At 38.8% G+C, this 18283-nt stretch carries 19 protein-coding genes; 5 read left to right on the forward strand and 14 right to left on the reverse strand.

All coding sequences use genetic code 11. The annotated features are described in order from the left end of the window. Positions 1-19: 19 nt before the first annotated feature. Genes QMD21_01115 through twy1 form a run of 3 tightly spaced genes read left to right on the forward strand, consistent with a single transcriptional unit; the run spans position 20 to position 2273 of the window. Positions 20-1108 (forward strand): mechanosensitive ion channel family protein, encoded by a 1089-nt coding sequence (locus QMD21_01115; protein ID MDI6855372.1) that lies wholly within the window; start codon positions 20-22, stop codon positions 1106-1108. Between the two features lie 14 nt (positions 1109-1122). Further along, positions 1123-1299: a hypothetical protein gene (locus QMD21_01120; protein ID MDI6855373.1), complete on the forward strand. Its 177-nt coding sequence runs from the start codon at positions 1123-1125 to the stop codon at positions 1297-1299. Positions 1300-1337: 38 nt separating this feature from the next. After that, positions 1338-2273, forward strand: a complete 936-nt coding sequence (twy1, locus tag QMD21_01125) for a 4-demethylwyosine synthase TYW1 (protein MDI6855374.1) — start codon at positions 1338-1340, stop codon at positions 2271-2273. Between the two features lie 35 nt (positions 2274-2308). Here twy1 and QMD21_01130 read toward each other — a convergent pair whose 3' ends face one another. The 6 genes from QMD21_01130 to QMD21_01155 form a co-directional block, all read right to left on the reverse strand. Next, positions 2309-3481, reverse strand: coding sequence for a M20 family metallopeptidase (locus tag QMD21_01130; GenBank protein ID MDI6855375.1), 1173 nt, complete (start codon positions 3479-3481; stop codon positions 2309-2311). Positions 3482-3529: 48 nt separating this feature from the next. After that, complete coding sequence (locus QMD21_01135) at positions 3530-7180, reverse strand: C25 family cysteine peptidase (protein ID MDI6855376.1); 3651 nt, start codon at positions 7178-7180, stop codon at positions 3530-3532. 208 nt (positions 7181-7388) lie between these two features. Further along, entirely contained in the window at positions 7389-7970 is a 582-nt protein-coding gene (locus tag QMD21_01140; protein MDI6855377.1) for a DUF362 domain-containing protein, read from the reverse strand. A 94-nt stretch (positions 7971-8064) separates the two neighbouring features. After that, the gene (locus QMD21_01145; protein MDI6855378.1) at positions 8065-9165 is read right to left on the reverse strand and encodes an AIR synthase-related protein; all 1101 of its coding nucleotides are present in this window, start codon (positions 9163-9165) and stop codon (positions 8065-8067) included. Positions 9166-9256: 91 nt separating this feature from the next. Next, complete coding sequence (locus QMD21_01150; protein MDI6855379.1) at positions 9257-9955, reverse strand: ATPase domain-containing protein; 699 nt, start codon at positions 9953-9955, stop codon at positions 9257-9259. Next, positions 9952-10563: a hypothetical protein gene (locus tag QMD21_01155; GenBank protein ID MDI6855380.1), complete on the reverse strand. Its 612-nt coding sequence runs from the start codon at positions 10561-10563 to the stop codon at positions 9952-9954. Before QMD21_01155 ends, QMD21_01150 begins: the two co-directional genes overlap by 4 nt. Positions 10564-10579: 16 nt before the next feature. On the opposite strand from QMD21_01155, the gene QMD21_01160 reads away from it, so the two are divergent. After that, complete coding sequence (locus QMD21_01160; GenBank protein MDI6855381.1) at positions 10580-11131, forward strand: hypothetical protein; 552 nt, start codon at positions 10580-10582, stop codon at positions 11129-11131. Between the two features lie 496 nt (positions 11132-11627). Continuing rightward, positions 11628-11822 carry a hypothetical protein gene (locus QMD21_01165; protein ID MDI6855382.1) on the forward strand — a complete coding sequence of 65 codons (195 nt, stop codon included), beginning with the start codon at positions 11628-11630 and terminating at the stop codon, positions 11820-11822. A gap of 19 nt (positions 11823-11841) precedes the next feature. Here QMD21_01165 and QMD21_01170 read toward each other — a convergent pair whose 3' ends face one another. Genes QMD21_01170 through hypB form a run of 8 tightly spaced genes read right to left on the reverse strand, consistent with a single transcriptional unit; the run spans position 11842 to position 18192 of the window. Continuing rightward, positions 11842-12057, reverse strand: coding sequence for a HypC/HybG/HupF family hydrogenase formation chaperone (locus QMD21_01170; GenBank protein ID MDI6855383.1), 216 nt, complete (start codon positions 12055-12057; stop codon positions 11842-11844). A 54-nt stretch (positions 12058-12111) separates the two neighbouring features. Next, positions 12112-13164 carry a hydrogenase expression/formation protein HypE gene (gene hypE, locus QMD21_01175; GenBank protein ID MDI6855384.1) on the reverse strand — a complete coding sequence of 351 codons (1053 nt, stop codon included), beginning with the start codon at positions 13162-13164 and terminating at the stop codon, positions 12112-12114. Positions 13165-13183: 19 nt separating this feature from the next. Beyond that, a complete protein-coding gene (locus QMD21_01180) occupies positions 13184-13642 on the reverse strand; it encodes a hydrogenase maturation protease (protein MDI6855385.1) in 459 nt (152 codons plus the stop codon). A 39-nt stretch (positions 13643-13681) separates the two neighbouring features. Continuing rightward, positions 13682-14752, reverse strand: a complete 1071-nt coding sequence (gene hypD / locus QMD21_01185; protein ID MDI6855386.1) for a hydrogenase formation protein HypD — start codon at positions 14750-14752, stop codon at positions 13682-13684. Between the two features lies 1 nt (position 14753). Next, on the reverse strand, positions 14754-15176 hold the full coding sequence (locus tag QMD21_01190; GenBank protein ID MDI6855387.1) for a hydrogenase maturation nickel metallochaperone HypA: 423 nt from the start codon (positions 15174-15176) through the stop codon (positions 14754-14756). Between the two features lie 10 nt (positions 15177-15186). Then, complete coding sequence (locus QMD21_01195; protein MDI6855388.1) at positions 15187-15333, reverse strand: hypothetical protein; 147 nt, start codon at positions 15331-15333, stop codon at positions 15187-15189. Position 15334: 1 nt separating this feature from the next. Continuing rightward, positions 15335-17548, reverse strand: coding sequence for a carbamoyltransferase HypF (gene hypF, locus QMD21_01200; GenBank protein MDI6855389.1), 2214 nt, complete (start codon positions 17546-17548; stop codon positions 15335-15337). Further along, positions 17545-18192: a hydrogenase nickel incorporation protein HypB gene (gene hypB / locus QMD21_01205; GenBank protein MDI6855390.1), complete on the reverse strand. Its 648-nt coding sequence runs from the start codon at positions 18190-18192 to the stop codon at positions 17545-17547. Before hypB ends, hypF begins: the two co-directional genes overlap by 4 nt. Between the last annotated feature and the right edge of the window lie 91 nt (positions 18193-18283).

The following is an 18283-nucleotide window of genomic DNA, read 5'->3' on the forward strand; positions in this document are numbered from 1 at the left end:
TAATAATATTTTCGATAGGATGAAAAACGTTAAATTGCCTCAGTGTTATATCACAAATATGTTCGCAGAAATTGCAAATTTCCTGTCGCAATACTCAAGCTATATAATGCTGACACTTGCGCTCATACTTTTTATTCTCGTAGGCTACGCTGTTAGATGGGCTCTTGATACTTATATTGTAAAATTCGCTAAGCGCACTAAGACTAAGATTGATGACGTTGTGATAAGCGCCATAAGAACTCCAGTTGTAATAGTATTCATTCTTGCAGGAATGGGGTTTGTACTGCAATACATAAAATTACCTCCTGATGTTAGTGGCTATATTCACCCTTCTCTATTTGTCACTGTGGTTTTCGTAATAGGCTATTGCATCGTAAAAATCGTTGCTGGCTTGATTAAATACGAATCTATAAAATATCCAGGGATAAAAACTACAGCCCCGGTTATCCAAAGAGTGCTCCAGCTTGTAATATATCTTATATGCTTAATGATAATATTTGATAAGCTTGGCATTTCTATTACTCCTTTGCTTACTACATTGGGCATTGCGGGAATAGCAGTAGCCTTTGCCTTGCAGGAAACACTCTCTAATTTTTTCGCAGGTTTTTACATCATGGCAGACCGTCCTATAAGGGTTGGAGATTATATTAGACTTGAAAACGGAGAAGACGGTTACGTGAGTGATATAGGGTGGAGAAGTACAAAAATCAGAACTTTGCCGAATAACATTATAGTAATACCAAACTCGAAGCTTGCAAATTCAACAATTACAAATTATTACACACCTGAAAAAGAAATGGCTTGTCTTGTGCAGGTTGGCGTGAGCTATAATAGCGATTTAGAAAAGGTAGAAAGGGTAACTATTGAAGTTGCAAAAGAAGTACTATCGAAGACGCCTGGTGGGAATAAAGAGTTTCAGCCTTTTATCAGATACCATACGTTTTCCGATTTCAGTATAAATTTTACTGTAATCCTCCGCGTGAACGAGTTTGTAGATAAGTATCTTGTTACACATGAGTTTATAAAAGCGCTTCACAAGCGCTACAAGCAAGAAGGTATAGTAATACCGTTCCCGATAAGGACTGTGTATATGAAAGAAGAGAAGTGAAATAAATTTAAAATATGATTAAGGCATGTCTGAAATGTGGTAGCAAAAATTTACATGGAAGAACGATTTCTGATGGTTTAATACCAAGATGCACTGATACTTTAGGGATATTAGTATGTGGAGATTGCAACTATCAAGGTATTCCTATTACTTTTTATACTGAAGAATTATCAAGCATTCCTACAGACTAAAGCTAAAATCTAATAATCCCCAAATGTTATTTATCAGTATGGATGATGAGGTACGGAAAATATTTCAGAGGCAGCACTACAAAATTATCGGCGTGCATTCAGGAGTAAAATTATGTCATTGGATGCGCCAGAAATTATTCTACGGCAGGGTGTGCTACAAAGAATTTTTCTATGGTATGCAGTCGCACAGATGCCTGCAGATCACGCCTGCAATCAGCCAATGCACTCAAAACTGCCTCTACTGCTGGCGGTACCAAGGTGCTACAGAGCCATATCTCCACATATACGACGAGCCAGAACTGATTCTCGAAGAGGGCATAAAGGCGCAGCGCTTGCTCCTCTCTGGCTTCAAAGGCGATGAAAGATGCAATCTGAAATTATGGAGGGAAGCGCAAGAGCCGAACCATGTAGCAATATCTCTAGCTGGAGAACCTACACTTTATCCGAAGTTGGGGGCTTTGATAGCGCTATGCAATAAAAAAGGGATGACTTCATTTCTTGTAACTAATGGCACAGTGCCTGAATCGCTAGAAAAACTCTCTCCTTTACCAACGCAGCTTTATATTACAATTTCCGCTCCAAACAAGATTATTTACAAAAAGCTATGCAACCCAATAATTTCAAACGGCTGGTCTAAAATCAAAGCTTCACTTGAAATCCTGCGCTCTTTGGACACAAGAACTGTGATCCGACACACGTTAGTTGACGGTTGGAATATATGCAATGAAGAGCAGTATGCAAAACTCGACTGTTTAGCAGAGCCGGATTTCATAGAATGCAAGGCATACATGTTTGTCGGCTCATCAAGACAGAGAATGGCGCTTGCAAACATGCCGAGTCATACTAAGATAAAAGAATTTGCAGAAAAATTATCTTCTCTAACTGGGTATAGGATTGCAATGGAAAAGGAAGACAGTAGAGTAGTGCTGCTGACAAAAAAGAGTGCAAAAAAACCAATCTCTTTGCGAAGCTAATAATATCTATGCTTGGAAAAGAGCCTACGGCTGTTCTACCTTCTTCTAAATTCCCCCTTCACTTTTTCCATAGCGTTAGTAGTCAAAAGATCAATAGCGGTCATTGCAAGCGCTTTCGCGCCGAGCAGGCAAGCTTCATAGCCTCTTTTAGAAATCGCGGCTTTTGCAAATTCTTTAGAATGACCTCTCGTGCCTTTTCTTGTAATTGCTAGATAAGGATGTATTAATGGCAATACTTGGCTCACGTCACCTATATCAGATGAGCCAAGACCTCCGTGCTTGGGAGGAGCTTTAGTTTTAATACCAAGCTTTAACAGATTTTTTCTAAAAAGCTCGTAAAAATTTTTATTTACTTTCTTAGCTTTGTACCCTATACCCATAGTTATTCTTAATTTTGCGCCTGTGGCTTTAGCTGCAGCCGAAGCGCAGTTTTTAACTTTTTCAAGCACCTCTTCCACATATTTGTCATCCAAAGCTCTTACCAAGAACTGGGCAGAAGCATAATCAGGCACGATGTTAGGCGCAACACCACCTTTTGTTATTATACCATGTATTCGCACATCTTCGCGCACATGTTGCCTTAGCGCATTTATTGAGTTAAAAGTCTGAATTACAGCGTCAAGCGCATTTATACCAAGTTCAGGCTCGCTAGCAGAATGAGCTGTTCTACCATAAAATTCAATTTTTAATTCACGCACAGCCAAAGCTTCCCTGGCAACAATTGTTTGGTCAGAAGGATGAATCATTAGAGCTGCATCTATATTTTTAAAAATTCCTTTTTTTAGCATTATCACTTTACCACCTTTGCCTTCTTCGCCGGGCGTGCCGAGCAAAACTATTTTCCCATTAAGCTTGTGCATGAGTTTGCTCAGCGCGAGAGCAGCTCCTGTGCTAGCGCTTGCTATAATATTATGCCCGCAGCCATGCCCTACTTCTGGCAGAGCGTCGTATTCTGCAAGAAACGCAATAGTATAACCTTTGCCTTTACAAGTACGGGTCGCTCTAAAAGCAGTGGGTAAGCCTGCAATTCCGATTTTTACTTTAAATTTGTGTACTTTCAAAATTTCTGCAATCTTTTTACATGCTTTGTATTCTTTTAACCCAAGTTCGGGATTTGAGTGAATAAATCTGCTGAGCTCAAAAAGCTCTTGTTTTAAGTTGTCTACCTCTTTTATTACCTCTTCTTTAAGCTCAGTTATGAAAGTCATAAAGTAGTAAATGGGTTAGCAACATTATAAAAACTACAGTTTTGTCAGTCAATCGCGCCAAATAAGATATGCTACTCCTCGTTTCACCGAGAAATTACTAATCCCTATGCCTTTGATATGTACGACGAACCTCCCCAACGCATTATCCCAGTAAGCTACTGCTTTACAACCTGTAATGTTTTGAGCTAGCGCTTCGGCATCCGGATAACTATTATTTGTCACTCCAAAGCATTGCCATTTGGATACCAGACTTGGGGTAATATTTATTTGCGTGCCACTGGCATTAAGAGTAGAATTTTGAGTTACATAAACAAAGTAACCCCCAGCAGCTTCTAACTCAAAATTATTTTCACTGCCGAGCTTATAAACTTCAAATTTTTGAGCTGATAAATTCCATTTGGAAACGGCTTCACACCAGGTAATATTCTCTATCAAAGCTTTTGCATTTCGGTAATTATTAGTTACAGGTATGCAAACCAAATTCCAGCCTACGGAAAAGTTATGGGTAAAGAGCTCACCAGCTAAAACATTAAGAGTTTTAGATGCGTTATTATTTGTCTCGTTTCCTTCCTTAACGACGTTATCATAATCTATGGTTACATAAATATCGTGGAGGCCTTTAGGTGTGGCTTTCCAATCGAATGAAATATTAGTTGAGTTCCAGGGTAGCAGCGAAGCGCTTGCCTCACCCATCTTTTTACCGATGCTTGGTTCTCCTTCCCACAACTGCACTGGTACTGAGAGATTGCCTGCAGCAGAATTGTGAATAGTAATGTTGATCTTAACGGTAGTATTTTCTACAGGCTCCTCAGGCTCAAACGAAATATCTGCAGAGCTTAAAGTGAAATCAGGCAGCACAAGCCATCTAAGCGAGCGCTCCAGAAGTTCGTTTCTAGTACTTTCGCTACTTATAGTTTCAAAGGAAAATGCTAAATAAACCGTTTTGTTACTCCCAGCATATTTTACACCTGCAGTATAGATTGAAGCACTACCTCCATGGTTAGATGTGTAGTTTAATATTGGTGTAGCTGGCGAAATCGCACCAACTTCGTCTGGCAACAGAGGGTACAAATCGTTTGTGATAGTGAAAGATAAGCCATTACCTATAGCATCGCCAGAAACGCCTACCACATTTTCACTATTTGATTCCCAATCGTAGTCATAGGTAGCGTGCAAATATGTGTTAAACCAGCCAAGATAGCCGTAGGCATTAGCATCCCACCCTATGTCCTGGCCACTAATAAGTAGTTTCCCACCTCTATCGAGATACCGCTTAATCCAATCTCTTTCTTCTGGATAGACAGCATAACCATATGCGTCAGCTGTGAAGAATATCGCTACAGGATACTCATCGCTAGTTGGGTTATCAGGCACCCCTAATAGATATTTATCCCAATAAGTATATGGGTAGTGGTTGTTATTAAGAGCGTGCTCATAATACCTCCCATATCTATCCCCTTTCCCAAGAGGATCGACAACTAATACCTTCCCTGGCTTTTGCGGTGCAGCATAAACCCATGTTTCCTTTTCATCATCGCCAATACATCTTATGCATACTCCTCCCTGCTGATTAGGTATAAAACTAAAATGGGTAACGTTATTAGTTGTGATGTTTTCTGTTTTTTGCGTGCTCCAGCTTGGGTCTATGATCTTCATTTTAACTTTACTTGAGTTTGTAGAACAATTGATTTTCGTTTCGTTTAAACCAATTATTGGGATAGTATTTCCTTCACTGTCAGTCCAAATCTTAGTAGGGTTTGTAATATTTACTGCAGGCTTATTATAAAAATTCCCAGCTTCTTGTTTTGGTATTTTAAGCGCTGGGTCTCCAAGCAAAGTAAGTGCGAATACAGTCCTTTTATTGACCCAGAAACTCATATCCTCATTTATTAGATAGTTTTTTAGAGCATTTGTTGTAAGATTGCCAAGCGTTGTACTGCCTTCGTGATACGCTTTAATAACGTAGCCTATCATACCGTCCATGTACCCAATTTGATCTATGACCACAGTCCCGTTTTCAAAATGCAAACCCCAGCCGCCGAAATTTATTCTGGAGCCACCTATATATGCTATTCCACCTGCAGTAGAATTTAAAATCCCCATACCGAAAGAATAAGGTTGAACGTAGCCGTACAAATCGTTCACCATCAGATTAGGATCAAAAGCGCCGTTCATACAAGCTGGCGAGAGCAGGATAGGGTTTTTAGAGTTTGAAGGAAGCTGGGTAAGGTTTTTTGTACCGATTTGCATCATCCAGCCACCATCCAGAGTACGGTCCCACATTTCGTCACCGGAGCCGTGCGAATCATGCCATATAAAACCAGAATCGTTAGCATACACACCGCGAACTTTTTCAGGAGTATTATTATTGTCTGTGAGATAATATTTTTTTATCGTCATACCGTTCATACAGCCTAGATTTATATAATGGCTTGTTTCTAGCTCTCCCCAGAACTCCCAGCCATCGAAGCAGTTGCCAGCAACAAGAGATACATTCTTAAACCACTCGTAGGAGCAGTTCTCATACCATGCTTTTAGCTTACTTACTACAAACTCGTACTCGCTGCCAGATGCATTCAAAGATATTCTTCCAACTTGATAGTTTGGTACGAGATCGTAGTCCGGCGATGCATAAAAGATATCTGTGGGTACCCAGTAATTATAGGGCCCATAGGCATTTCCGAAGTAATTATAGAAGTTTTCGTCATACCAAAAATAGCTTGGTGGAACATCTGAGGCTTTTCCAAACAACACTACATACTTAAGGTTCGGATGGGCAGAAGTATCATTAATGAAGGCTATGATTTTCTTTGCTAAAGTATAATTGTAATTTTTGATCTTATCTTTGTTTGGCGGGTTGTCTTTATATCCCGGATAAGGTGGGTCGCTAGCAGCTGGATAATTAATCCATATCCACGTTGTGTTCACTATAGCAGTTGGTATGCTTTCGTTCAATTCGTGGAAATCAGAGAGTTTTTTTGCCTCAGCGTAGAGTGCGGGTGGAGAAATAATTAGACACTCGGCCTCGCTAACTAATGCTTTTGTGCGAGGAGAAGCGCTTGCCGCCTCATCGTAATCTATACCTATTCTCGCCTGGGTAATTATTATCGCTTTTTTCTCTTTCGGGATGTACTGAACAGGATAGTATTTTACGTACAGATATGTATGAAAATTATCTTCGCCTATTTGATAGGAAATAATTTTTCCAGGAAAGAAGCGAGAAGAATTATAATTAGACAAGCTCTTGTTTTTTAAGCTTGGCGCAAACGTCGCTCCGCTAAAATCTTTAATTCGCATTCTCGGGTTAGGCACATGTTTTAAATTAACTCTTTCATTGACCTCTACATACTTTCCTCCTAAAGCTGCGACAGTTACATTCGTAACTCCTTTCGGTAGCTCGATGACCCAGCACTTTCCTGGTAATGACGGCTCTCCAGGATTTGTTAACAGCCCCAACTCCCCACACGCTATGTAATCATAACATTTGCCCTTAACAATCAGATAACGATCTGAAGGAAGGTTGTATTCGAGACATTGCTTTGCATCAATTTTTAAAAAAACACAAAGGTTCAAATCAGATAGGTCTTTTTCAGCATCTACTTTAGGCTTTCCCTCAGCGCTGTAGCCTACAAAATCAGACTTGAAGCTGAAAAGTGATAAGAGTAGTAGCACCACTATAAGAAATGGTATTTTTCTCATGTGTTATATTCTTTGTAGAAGGTGATATTTATTTTTTGTTGTGAGAAGCGAAGAGTGTGTCAAAATAAGAGTTGACAAGGCTGCGACTATAACTCAAGAGAGTTTAACCTTCTCAAAATTTCCTTCTCGTTCTTTATTTTCCAATTTCGTTGCTCAGCATAAGTTTGATGAGATTTGAACTTCTTTTTCACCCCTTCCGGTTTTTCACCTAAAATCTCAATTTTATTAACATTAAGACTTCCCAATCCTGTAGTTTCGCAATACCAGAGATAGCCTGACGAATAAATCTTTTATCTTCACTAACCACAGAGCCTACAACTAGATTTTTTAGTCCTAAAGTTAGGATAACGAAATCATGGGTTTTCAAAGGACTGATAGAAACACGGTAATCAAATTCTAGCACCGTTTTTGCAACTCTTATTTTGAAGAGGTTAAAATTCTCATCTAAAATTTCAACCAATTCATATTCATCTTGGTTAAGGTCAAGAAGTTCAACCTCATAATCTTTCCTCAGCTTAAGATAGCCAAAATTTCTAAACCCTGCAAAGGTATCCCCAGTACCTGAGCCTTCACCAATAACAATTTCTTTTACATTAAACTTGCTGATAAAATCTAACACTGCGAGCACCGCATCAACATGAGTTGCAGCTAGCTGTCTAGTTACAGAGGTAAAGTTAGGTTTAGTGAATATTTTTTTGTTATCGGGCTTAAGCTCGCTTTCTATCAAAACCAAGCTCTTCAAAATATTTTGGTATCTGTCCTTGCCTTTTACTAGAGAAACTTTCGCCACAAGGTTGTTATTTGTTGCTGGGTATTAAATTTTTGTCGCCCGACTACACAAGCACAAAGAAAAAGTGTTTTTGAAAAGCTCCGTATTAATTTTCTTACTTTAGTTCTTCTAATGTTTCCTTAGAGGGTTTATTGGGAATTACTGCTACAGTTTTACCATTATATTCAAAAATCTCTTTCTGATCTTCGGTAATTTCGCCAATTATCTCCGCTATGCCGTCTTTTGATTTAATAGCTTCCATTACTTCCTCAACATCTTCTGGAGAGACCTGCAAAGCCATTCTCGCTTGAGTTTCGCAAATTAAAATTTCTTCGGGGGTAATATCACTCCTCTTTAAAGGCACTTTTGCTAGATTAACTTTTGCTCCAAAGCCACCGTATCTGGCTGACTCGCATACCGCTGCACCAATGCCCGCTGCCCCTAGGTCTGAGCATGCTTTGATTTTACCAGTTTCAAAGGCAGCTAAAGCTGCTTGCATAGTTCGTATTTCCTCTTTAAAAAGAGCTATGGCTGGTCGCATTTCTTTAACCAATCCTGCCCTAAACAAGGTATCGTTTCCATCGTTATCGGTTTCGCCAATGATAATAATTTTATCACCAGCTGCCTTGGCAGGTTTTGTTAGAGATTTTTCAGTAACTAATTTTCCAATTACTGCTACTACTGTTGCTGGTACAATATCCGAAAAAGAAGTTGAAAGTCCGCCACCTAGGATGAAAACCCCCATTGTTTCACACATATCTCTTATCCCTTTCATTATTAGATCTAATCTTTCTTTGCTGGTCATCTCCGCACATTTTCCACATCTGCATTTACCTGAGAAACCACAAGGACCAACTATTACTTTTTCTTCTGGAGGTCTGGTCCCGACAAAATTTAATAGAAAAATTGGCCTTGCTCCCATTGCTACAACATCTCGCATAGCTCCTCCAGCTGCGGTGGCTGCTGCATCGTATGGCCTTGGAACGCAAGGAGAACAATGGCTTTCCATTTTAGCAACGAATGATCCTTTGATACCAGGCATTTGAAAAACCGCTGCATCATCTCCCGGCCCTACTATTAAGGCTCCTGGCCAAATCCTACTAACTTTACGGTTCAGTTGTTCGATTGCTTTAAAGTCAACCACTTGATCAATATTGTGATGCAGATGTACAAATAACGCGTGTATTAAAGCCTTCTCAATTTTGTTTAGTGCCATAAACGATAATTAAGTTTTGTTCTTAAAAAGTTTTTTATTTTATTGTGTGGAGCAAAGTTTGTTTATGTTAAAGAAATTTTAGATCTTATGATTACTTTAAGCCAGGTATAACAGTAATCCCATTCTTAGATATGCTGAATTGATATTTTCCTGTTAAGTGCTCTGTACCGCGCATCTTTAAGATTTCTAGATATCTTACTCTTCTACCTTCTTCTTCAATATTAGTAAGTAAGACAATACCATCCACAGTATATGCAAGCTCGAGAGGGTAGAGCTCTTCAGGCATGACCTCGCCGGTCAGAATTGTTAGCGATTGCCAATTTTTCAGTCTAGCGCAGAGCTCGAAAACAAAAGGCCTGTATTCGTTACCAAGCCTATCTTTGACTACAGTGATAGGATCTATAACTACTCTTTGCGGCATTATAGCAGACATTTCCTTCTCTATTGCACCTATTATTGACTGAGAGGTCTTCTCCCAAGTAAGAACCTTGCCTAGATCTACATACCTAATTTCTTTTCCCAGATATTTTCTATCTATAAATTTAAACCTTGATGTAAATCTTAAGAGCCATTGCGGAGTTTCCGATAGGGTTGTAAAGTAAACACCCTGCTCGCCACGCTTCGCACCTTCAAAAAGGAACTGAAGCCCAAATGTAGTTTTACCTGTTCCTGCGCCCCCAGCAACAAGTAGCGTGGAAGGAAAAGGCGCTCCACCCTCTAGCATCTCATCTAAGCCTTGTATTCCTGTGCTCATGCGCACAAGCTCTCCTTCTTTTGGAATTTCTTTCATCTCATCACTTCCTTAGCTGTTTTCGGTATTGTTATGATCACTTTGCTGCCGTATTCCTTTGGCAGCTTTTTAAGCAACCCTATAAATTCTTCAATCTTATCCGGGTCCCAATAGAGCACTATTGGCACTATACTGTCTAGCATAATAAAATGTTCTGAGGCTTTAATCTTTTTAACCCTTGCTTTAAGCATCTTTATAATAGCATTAACATCGAAAGGGGAGCCTAATAAGGAGGTATTCTTAACCCAGCTTGCAACCTCTTGCTCGTCAAGCGCTCCTGAAAGGCATTTGATTGTATCAATAAAGTAAAGCTCTTCAGTTTGCAAACCGCGCTGCGCAAGCGCTTTTTGCAAATAGCCCGCAGGTCTGCTAACACAAATAATTATTCCTTTCATTTTATAAACCCGGGTTAGAATCTGAATAAGCTCAACTTCCAGTCTGAAAGAGTGAATCTCGTCAATATCTGCAACGACGCACTCTTTTCCCTTTGACTTTAGAATTAGGGAGATTATTCTCTCTAGCTCGCTCTCTATAGCCCCTTTTTCATTAACCATTCTCAAATTATTATCTTTCTCATACCTTATAAAGATAGCTTTTTCTTTCGGCAAAAGAATTTATAAAAAAATGAAAAAGCTTTTAGAGCTAGAGCCGAGGATGAAAATTTTTCAGCACATTCTAAAATCTCCAGGAGTTTATTTTAGGGAGCTGCAAAAAAGTTTAAATATGGCGACAGGCCAGCTTGAGCATCATTTAAAATATTTAGAGAAAAGTGATGTTATAGTATCGATTGTAGAAGAAGGGCATAGAAGATTTTTTGCTAGTAGTAAAGTAACTTTTGAAGAAAGGAAAATTCTACCCCTGCTCAGACAAAAGGTACCCAGAAAGATTCTGCTGTTTTTGTTGCAGAAACCTTATTCTAGGCATGTAGGAATTTGCAAAGCTCTTGAAAAGTCAGGCTCTACTATTACAAAGGCATTGAGAAAACTAATCGATAAAGAGCTCGTTGTAACCTCAGGTAAAGACAAAGCCAAAGAGTATAGAGTAATTGATGAAGAGAAAATTTTGAGATTGTTTATTCTTTATAGAGCTTCTTACTCAAACAGAGCTTTAAGTAGTTTTTTAGCTGATTTAGAAGAAGGGGTGAAGAGAGCAATAGAGATTTTGGAAACGAAGTAATTTTTTATCGTCGATAAATTGTTCGCCCCCTGTCCCAGAAATAATATATATAGGCCGTGACAAACTATAACATAGCAAGGTGGTGGCAATGAATGGCAATAATAGTGCTAATGGAGGCAAGGTAGCCAAGCCAAGAAAAGTATTAGCTTTTATGCTGATTTTAATTTTATCACTCAGCTCTTTAGCCTTAGTACTCACCACATACCCTATTTTTGGTAGTGAAAAAGATCTCCGAAACTCAATCTAATAAAACAATATAGGAGAAAAAGTTGCACTCCAAACTAATCAAGAGGATGCGCCTGGCGATTTCAAAGGCACAACTTATCGTTTTGAATCAACGGTAACTGCAGGCAGCGTTGACGAAATCAAAATAACTCATGATTGTAGATTTATCGAGCTAACTTCAACTACTGAGAAAGATCTCAGTATCTCTTTAACAAACGGAACAGGAACTTTCAACTATCATATAAAAACAAATCCGAATAGAACATACATTTTGAGGCTCTCGGAATTTTCTGTTGGTAAAAGTGCTACGGAGCCCACGAAAAGCGCGGAAGTAAACTTTTCGCCGAGCGTTGGTCCAGGAACTGCGCTGATAGGAGCAGTAGCAGTCTTAGGCGCTATTGTAACCGCAATATGCTACAAATTGCATATGAAGAGGAAAAAGGAGCTAGAAGAGGTAGAGCATTAGCGCATAAGTAACGGAGTAACTACTCATATTCCAATATTTCATCAAACAATCTCAAAGTCTCTTTAGCTTCTTTTTCATCAAGTTTTTGTATAGCGTAGCCTGCATGCACAATCACATAATCATTCTTTTTCACATCAACCAATGAAATATTTATTTCTCTAAAAGTATTTCCAAAATCTACTTTAGCTCTGTTGCCACGAATTTCAACTACTTTTGCAGGTATCCCCAGACACATTATAAAAATATTAACGTACTATGTTTTATAAAAATTTTGCTACTTTGTTGCTTCTCAGCATATTCTAGGTACAGGGTCGCCAAGAGGTCTTTCAACGATACGCTTGCCGCCTACGACCGTTTTCATTGCTACGCCTCGAATGTCTTTTCTCGCTTCCCCTATTATCTCTGCGTCCTTCCCTTCTTTGGTTTTCCTCAGCGCTTGCAATACCTCTTCTGCCTTCTCTTTCACTACTCCAATTACTAATTTCCCTTCATTACCAATCTCAAGTGGCTCAACTCCTAAGAATTCAGCTGCGCTGCTGACTGCTTCACTTATAGGGATTTTATCCTCTTCAATTAATATTCCTACCTTAGACTTATCTGCAAATTCGTTTAAGGCATTTGCTAGACCCCCTCTAGTAGGGTCTTTCATTGCTACAATACCTCCTATATTTAGAATTTTATCGATAATTTTATTTAGTGGCGCAGTGTCTGATTGCACTTTACTCTCAAACCCATAGCCTTCCCTACTGGAAAGTATAGTAATACCATGTTCTGCAATAGAGCCTGAGATTATTATTTTATCGCCCACACGAATATTAGAATCCAGAAGCCATTTGCTGTTAAAAGGTCGATAGCGCTTTATAACGGCAATATTTTTAGCTAAACTTTTACTCCTTATACCCATTCCCCCAGTATTAATCATTATTTGGTCTAAAGCTCCAGCTTCAACAACTTTTGTGTCACCTGTAATTATGCTCACTCCTGCTTTTTGAGAAGTTTTACGAATGCTTGCCAGAATAGTTTCGAAATCGGATAATGGAAAACCCTCTTCAATAACAAAAGCTGTCGATAGCGCAATTGGCTTTGCGCCTATTACAGCTAAATCGTTCACAGTACCTGCAACTGCTAAAGAGCCTATATCGCCGCCAGGATAGAAAATGGGCTTTACTACGTATGAATCTGTAGTAAGAGCAATATCTTTAATAACTCCTGAGTCGTCAAGCGCTTCTAGCGGTACGTCTATGTCAGCACTTTCGTTGCCTAAATATTTGAGTATGTAATCTTTTATCAGCGCATTCATAAGCTCGCCGCCAGCGCCGTGAGCCATTAATATTTTATCCATTTTTTTCCACCTTGCTTTTTTAGCATTTCAATAATTCAGTCATAATTTTAGAAACAGCTTTAGGAAAAGCTTTTTCTACGGCCTTGCTCAATCCTTCTTTTAAACCAGTCTCTTTTACTTCGATTCCATATATTACAATTTCAGGTATTTTCAACCCGAGCTTTTCACCGAGCTTTAAAGTGCTAGATAAATTGAAATTATGGATTGAGTAGCGTTGTGGCTCGTTCAACTCTTTTGGACTGAGCCTATAAATACTGCCTACTTTCCTTTTCCCTGTTTTAACAGCATCGATTATAACTACTTTGTCATAGTTTGAAATTCTACTCAGTAAATCTAGAGTTGTTGTGCACACTTCTTTAAACTCTATTTCGAACCCAGCCGTTTCTGATATTTTCGATTTTATTCTACGCGCTATCTCTATACCTACGCAATCGTCGCCTCGTATTGGATTGCCTATGCCTAGGAGTAAGAGTTTCACAAAAGAGCATATATTAAGCCAGCGATAAATATTTTTGCACTAGCCATATCTAAATCTAATATTACAATTTCCTTCTCTTGAAACCATGCAAGGCCCTACTGGCGTTGCTGGAGTACAGCTCTTGCCAAACAAAGGGCAGTCTTCAGAATCTAAAAGACCTCTTAAAATTTCGCCGCATTTACAGCCTTTAGGCTCTTTTGGTTCTATGCCTTCTAGCTCTTTAAGTTGCAACTCAAATTTTTTATGTGCGTCGTAGCGCTCAAATTCGGCTCTTAGCTTAAGACCTGAGTTAGGTATTAAAGGGAAGCCGCGCCATGCAACGTCGCAAGGCTCAAATACACTATTCATAATGCTTAGAGCTTTTTTGTTGCCGTCATATTTTACACTGCGCGTATACTCAATCTCTACTTTTGGATTTTCGCTTTTTATTTGTTTTGCGAGCATGTATACAGCCATAAGCAAATCAAGAGGCTCGAAACCTGCGATTACTTGCGGAATTTTATAGTCTTTTGATATGAACTCGTAGGGTTTAGCGCCTATCACAGTACTCACATGGCCAGGCTCAATTAAGCCATGGAGTTTCAGTTCGCCAAGCTCAATTATAGCTTTTAGTGCAGGCGGTATCAAGCGATGACAGCTTAAAATTGAGAAATTATCAGGTGGAGAATTCAAAATTGCGCTAGCAGTACTTGGTGCAGTAGTTTCAAAGCCTATTGCTAAAAATACTACCTCGTTATTGGTTTTACGCGCTAACTCTATAGCGTCATCTACAGAATAGACAATTTTTATTTTGCAGCCCAATGCTCTTGTATCCGCAAGTGAGTATTTAATACCAGGCACTCTAATAATATCGCCAAAGCTCGTAATTACGAAACCTTTTTTAGCTAGTAATATAGCCTCTTCAATCTCTTTAGGGGTTGTAACGCAGACTGGGCAGCCAGGCCCTTGCCTAATCTCAGCACCTGCGTTTCTCAGAAGTTGTTCTAGCCCGAACCTTACAAGAGTATCTTGATGAGTGCCGCACACATGCATTACTGTGATATTCAAACTCAAAGCTTTAAGTTTAGAAACTATCTTTAGCGCAATTTTCTCGTCTCGATATCTGAGCATTTTATTCTTTCTTTTTCTTTTCCTCTGAAAAGCTTTTCTTTTCCAAAGAAAAGGGCTTCTCAGCTACTATTTTTTTTACTATGCATTCTCTTCCAGCAATAATTTTTATTTTACCCCCGCAGTTAGGACAGCAAAATTTGGGTGCGGTGAAATGGAAAGCAATATCATCAACATATTCTATTTTCCCTTTGTATTTGCAATTATTACACTTTACAAGAGTCTTCACTTTCTTAATAACTAACTTAGAGCACTTCAACACGTTATCATTGCTCGTCAGTACTTCGTACGCGAATTTAAGCTGCTCTGTGCCTAGAAAAGTTAGCTCACCTATCTCTAGCCAGACTTCAGTTACTTTCACATCTTTCCCCTTTAACTCTTCCATAATGCTATTGACAATTTGGCACATTGTAGAGAACTCGTGCATTTCTTATTTTTTAACTCCTTTCAAACTCTTTACCGCATTTAGGGCATTTGACCAATCCGCAAGTAAGGTAAGAAGAAGGGCAGCCTCTACATGCAAATGCTCTCGCATAGCTTGTATCAAATTTAAACTTGCAGTTAGGGCAAACAACTATAGCCATTTTAGTGCTCCTTACCTTTCGAAATTTTATAGCCTGCTATTACATTCTGACCTATTGATATACCGCCGTCGCCATTAGGCACAGTAGAGTGGGTAACGAATTTTAAGCTCTCCTTTTCTACGAATTTCCTGCATAGCTCAGTAATTGGAATATTGTAAGAAACTCCTCCTGTAAGACCTATACACTCGATATTATTTTCGTAAGCTTTTTCAACTGCTATACTTGCTAGTGCTTCAACAAGAGATTTTACAAAAGAATACGCAAGGTCTGCTTTTTTATTATCAGCTAGAGACTCTTTTGCATAATAACTAAGCTGTCTGAAAAGCTCTGTTGTAATAACCGTATTGTTTTTCAATTCAGCTTTAAAATTATATTTTGGTTTGCCTACATCTAAATATTTCTCTAGCTTCATTGCAGGCTCGCCTTCGTAAGTTCTGCTTTCGCAAATACCTAAATAGCATGAGAGCGCATCTAGTATCCTGCCAAAAGAGCTTGTGACAGGACTTTTACTCGATAGTTTTCTAAGAATCTCAGCATCTTTTCCGTGGAAATACAATTCTTTTCCTAATTTATCGAAAATTGCAAATACTATTCTGCGAGGGTCTTTAGCTACAGCATCGCCCCCTATAAGTGGGATTTGCTCTAAGGAGGCAACTCTTTTGAAAGAATCGAAGTAAGAAATTAAAACTTCGCCACCCCATATTGTTCCGTCGCTACCATATCCGGCGCCATCCAACGTTAGTGCAACAATGCTATCTAGTTGGTTCTCCAGCATTAAGCTACAGGCATGAGCCCAGTGATGCTGAATTTCTAAAAGCTCTGCATTGTAGCGCTCCGCAAGCAATTTACCAACATTTCTAGTATTGTATCTGGGATGTAAATCGATACCTACCCCATCTATATTTTTTAGATTGCATAATCTAACAAGCCGGTTTATACTCTGCTCTAAAAATTCTATAGTACCGTAATATCTAGAGTTGCCTATGTATTGAGAGCTGTATAAATTTCCGTTTGTTGATAAAGTGCTAGTAACGTCTCTTTCCGCGCCTACCCCTACAATGTTCTCTTTATAAGGTACTTTGATAACGTTAGGTATAAATCCTCTAGATTTTCTTATGAAAAAGAAGCTCTTTCCGTAAGGCTTTATAACGGTATCGTCCGCTCTGTTAATAATAGCTCTGTTATGCAACAGATAACAATCTGCATTCAAGCTAAAAGCGTCTTCGTTTCTAATAATCATAGGCTCGCCAGGTATGTTTGCAGAAGTCATTATAACAGCATCTGAGTTTAAATAATGAAACAGCACGTGATGAAGAGCTGTGTACGGCAAGTATATCCCTATGTTTCCTAGACCTGGCGCTACACCTTCAAGCACATCGTTGTGAGCATTACAGCTCCTTACAATTAGTATAGGAGCTTGTGGCGAAGTCATTAACTCTTCTTCATATCTGTTTATAATTGCGTATTTTTTTGCAGTCTCTATATTCCTTACCATTACAGCAAACGGTTTCTGCTTGCGCCTATACCATTCTCTAAATTTTTTAATTTCTTCAGCTCTACAGCACAGATGCATTCCTCCCCAGCTTTTAACAACTCCTATAGCTCCTTCATCAATGCACTCTGCAAATCTTTCAATTGCGTTCTCCGACGCAGAATTATTCTTTCCTTCATAAAAGGTATATTTAGGTCCGCAGGTAGGGCATGAAATTGCTTGTGCGTGGAACCTTCTTTTAGCAGGGTCTTTGTACTCTTTTCTGCACTCTTTGCATAGCTTGAACTCGTGCATAGAAGTTCTTTCTCTATCGTAAGGAATATTTTTAATTGCGGAAAATCGTTCTCCGCAGTTTGTGCAGTTTGTGAATGGATAGAGATATCTCCGATCGCTTTCATCAAATAATTCTTTTAAGCAGTCTTTGCATATAGCTGTATCGACAGGCGTTGCCGAGGTTCTTGCACCATCTTCACTATCTAAAATTAAGAAATCGTTAAAAGCTCTAGTGCTTGCATGCTCTATTTTTATGTTTTCTATTCTAGCAATCGGTGGCAAGCTCTTCTTCAAGCTATTTAAAAATTTATCTAAATCTCTATCAATACATATTTCTACTTCAGAGCCTTTATTTAGCACGTAGCCTCTTAAGTTCAGCGCTTTAGCAACTCTATAGACAGTAGGTCTGAAGCCAACACCTTGCACAACACCGCTAACGATTATTTTCACAGTCCCAGATACCTCATTAATTCAGTTATACCTTTACCTGTTTTTGCAGATGCGCATAGAAAATTTCCATGTGGATTGATTTTTTTAAAATCGTGTTCAAGGTTTTTAATATTAACATTCATAATATCTGCCAATTCTATTTTATTCAAAACAGTCACATCAGCTAAGCCAAATATTACAGGATGTTTCCTTATCATATTCTTGCCCTCAGTTACAGAAATTACCACAACCCTTTTCTCCATGCCTAGTGCGAAATCGGCAGGGCATATAAGATTGCCTACATTCTCAACAAACAGAACGTCAATATTTTTTAAAGGCAGTTCGTCCAAGGCATGCTCTACAAGATGTGCATCTAAATGGCATTCTTTGCCGGTGTTGATATTTATTGCAACGAGTCCTATTTTTTTAAATTCTCTATAATCATCTTTACCAAAGCAATCACCTGCAATTGCAGCCACGCTCTTGCCTTTAGATTTCAGTTTTTTCGCTAACCTTTTGATAATTGAAGTCTTTCCAGAGCCTATTGCACCTTGAAAATCGCAGCTCCTTATTCCGTATTTGGCAAGTCTTTTACTATTAGCAGAGGCAATTTTTCTGTTAGCTTCTAAGATGTCTTTTTCAAGTTCAAATGTAACTTTATGCATATCTGCAAATCTTCTTTTACCGAATATATAGCTTTCGAAATATTAATACTGACGAATACCAATATTTTTGCAGATGGTCAATATTCTTATG

The sequence above is a fragment of the Candidatus Thermoplasmatota archaeon genome (assembly GCA_030018475.1).
Classification (GTDB): Archaea; Thermoplasmatota; JASEFT01; order JASEFT01; family JASEFT01; genus JASEFT01.

Excerpts from the sequence above, each read along its gene's own strand:
- QMD21_01115 (MDI6855372.1), top strand. The coding sequence starts at position 20 with ATGAAAAACGTTAAATTGCCTCAGTGTTATATCACAAATATGTTCGCA.
- QMD21_01120 (MDI6855373.1), top strand. The coding sequence starts at position 1,123 with ATGATTAAGGCATGTCTGAAATGTGGTAGCAAAAATTTACATGGAAGA.
- twy1 (MDI6855374.1), top strand. The coding sequence starts at position 1,338 with ATGGATGATGAGGTACGGAAAATATTTCAGAGGCAGCACTACAAAATT.
- QMD21_01130 (MDI6855375.1), bottom strand. The coding sequence starts at position 3,481 with ATGACTTTCATAACTGAGCTTAAAGAAGAGGTAATAAAAGAGGTAGAC.
- QMD21_01135 (MDI6855376.1), bottom strand. The coding sequence starts at position 7,180 with ATGAGAAAAATACCATTTCTTATAGTGGTGCTACTACTCTTATCACTT.
- QMD21_01145 (MDI6855378.1), bottom strand. The coding sequence starts at position 9,165 with ATGGCACTAAACAAAATTGAGAAGGCTTTAATACACGCGTTATTTGTA.
- QMD21_01150 (MDI6855379.1), bottom strand. The coding sequence starts at position 9,955 with ATGAAAGAAATTCCAAAAGAAGGAGAGCTTGTGCGCATGAGCACAGGA.
- QMD21_01160 (MDI6855381.1), top strand. The coding sequence starts at position 10,580 with ATGAAAAAGCTTTTAGAGCTAGAGCCGAGGATGAAAATTTTTCAGCAC.
- QMD21_01170 (MDI6855383.1), bottom strand. The coding sequence starts at position 12,057 with ATGTGTCTGGGGATACCTGCAAAAGTAGTTGAAATTCGTGGCAACAGA.
- hypE (MDI6855384.1), bottom strand. The coding sequence starts at position 13,164 with ATGGATAAAATATTAATGGCTCACGGCGCTGGCGGCGAGCTTATGAAT.
- hypD (MDI6855386.1), bottom strand. The coding sequence starts at position 14,752 with ATGCTCAGATATCGAGACGAGAAAATTGCGCTAAAGATAGTTTCTAAA.
- QMD21_01190 (MDI6855387.1), bottom strand. The coding sequence starts at position 15,176 with ATGCACGAGTTCTCTACAATGTGCCAAATTGTCAATAGCATTATGGAA.
- QMD21_01195 (MDI6855388.1), bottom strand. The coding sequence starts at position 15,333 with ATGGCTATAGTTGTTTGCCCTAACTGCAAGTTTAAATTTGATACAAGC.
- hypB (MDI6855390.1), bottom strand. The coding sequence starts at position 18,192 with ATGCATAAAGTTACATTTGAACTTGAAAAAGACATCTTAGAAGCTAAC.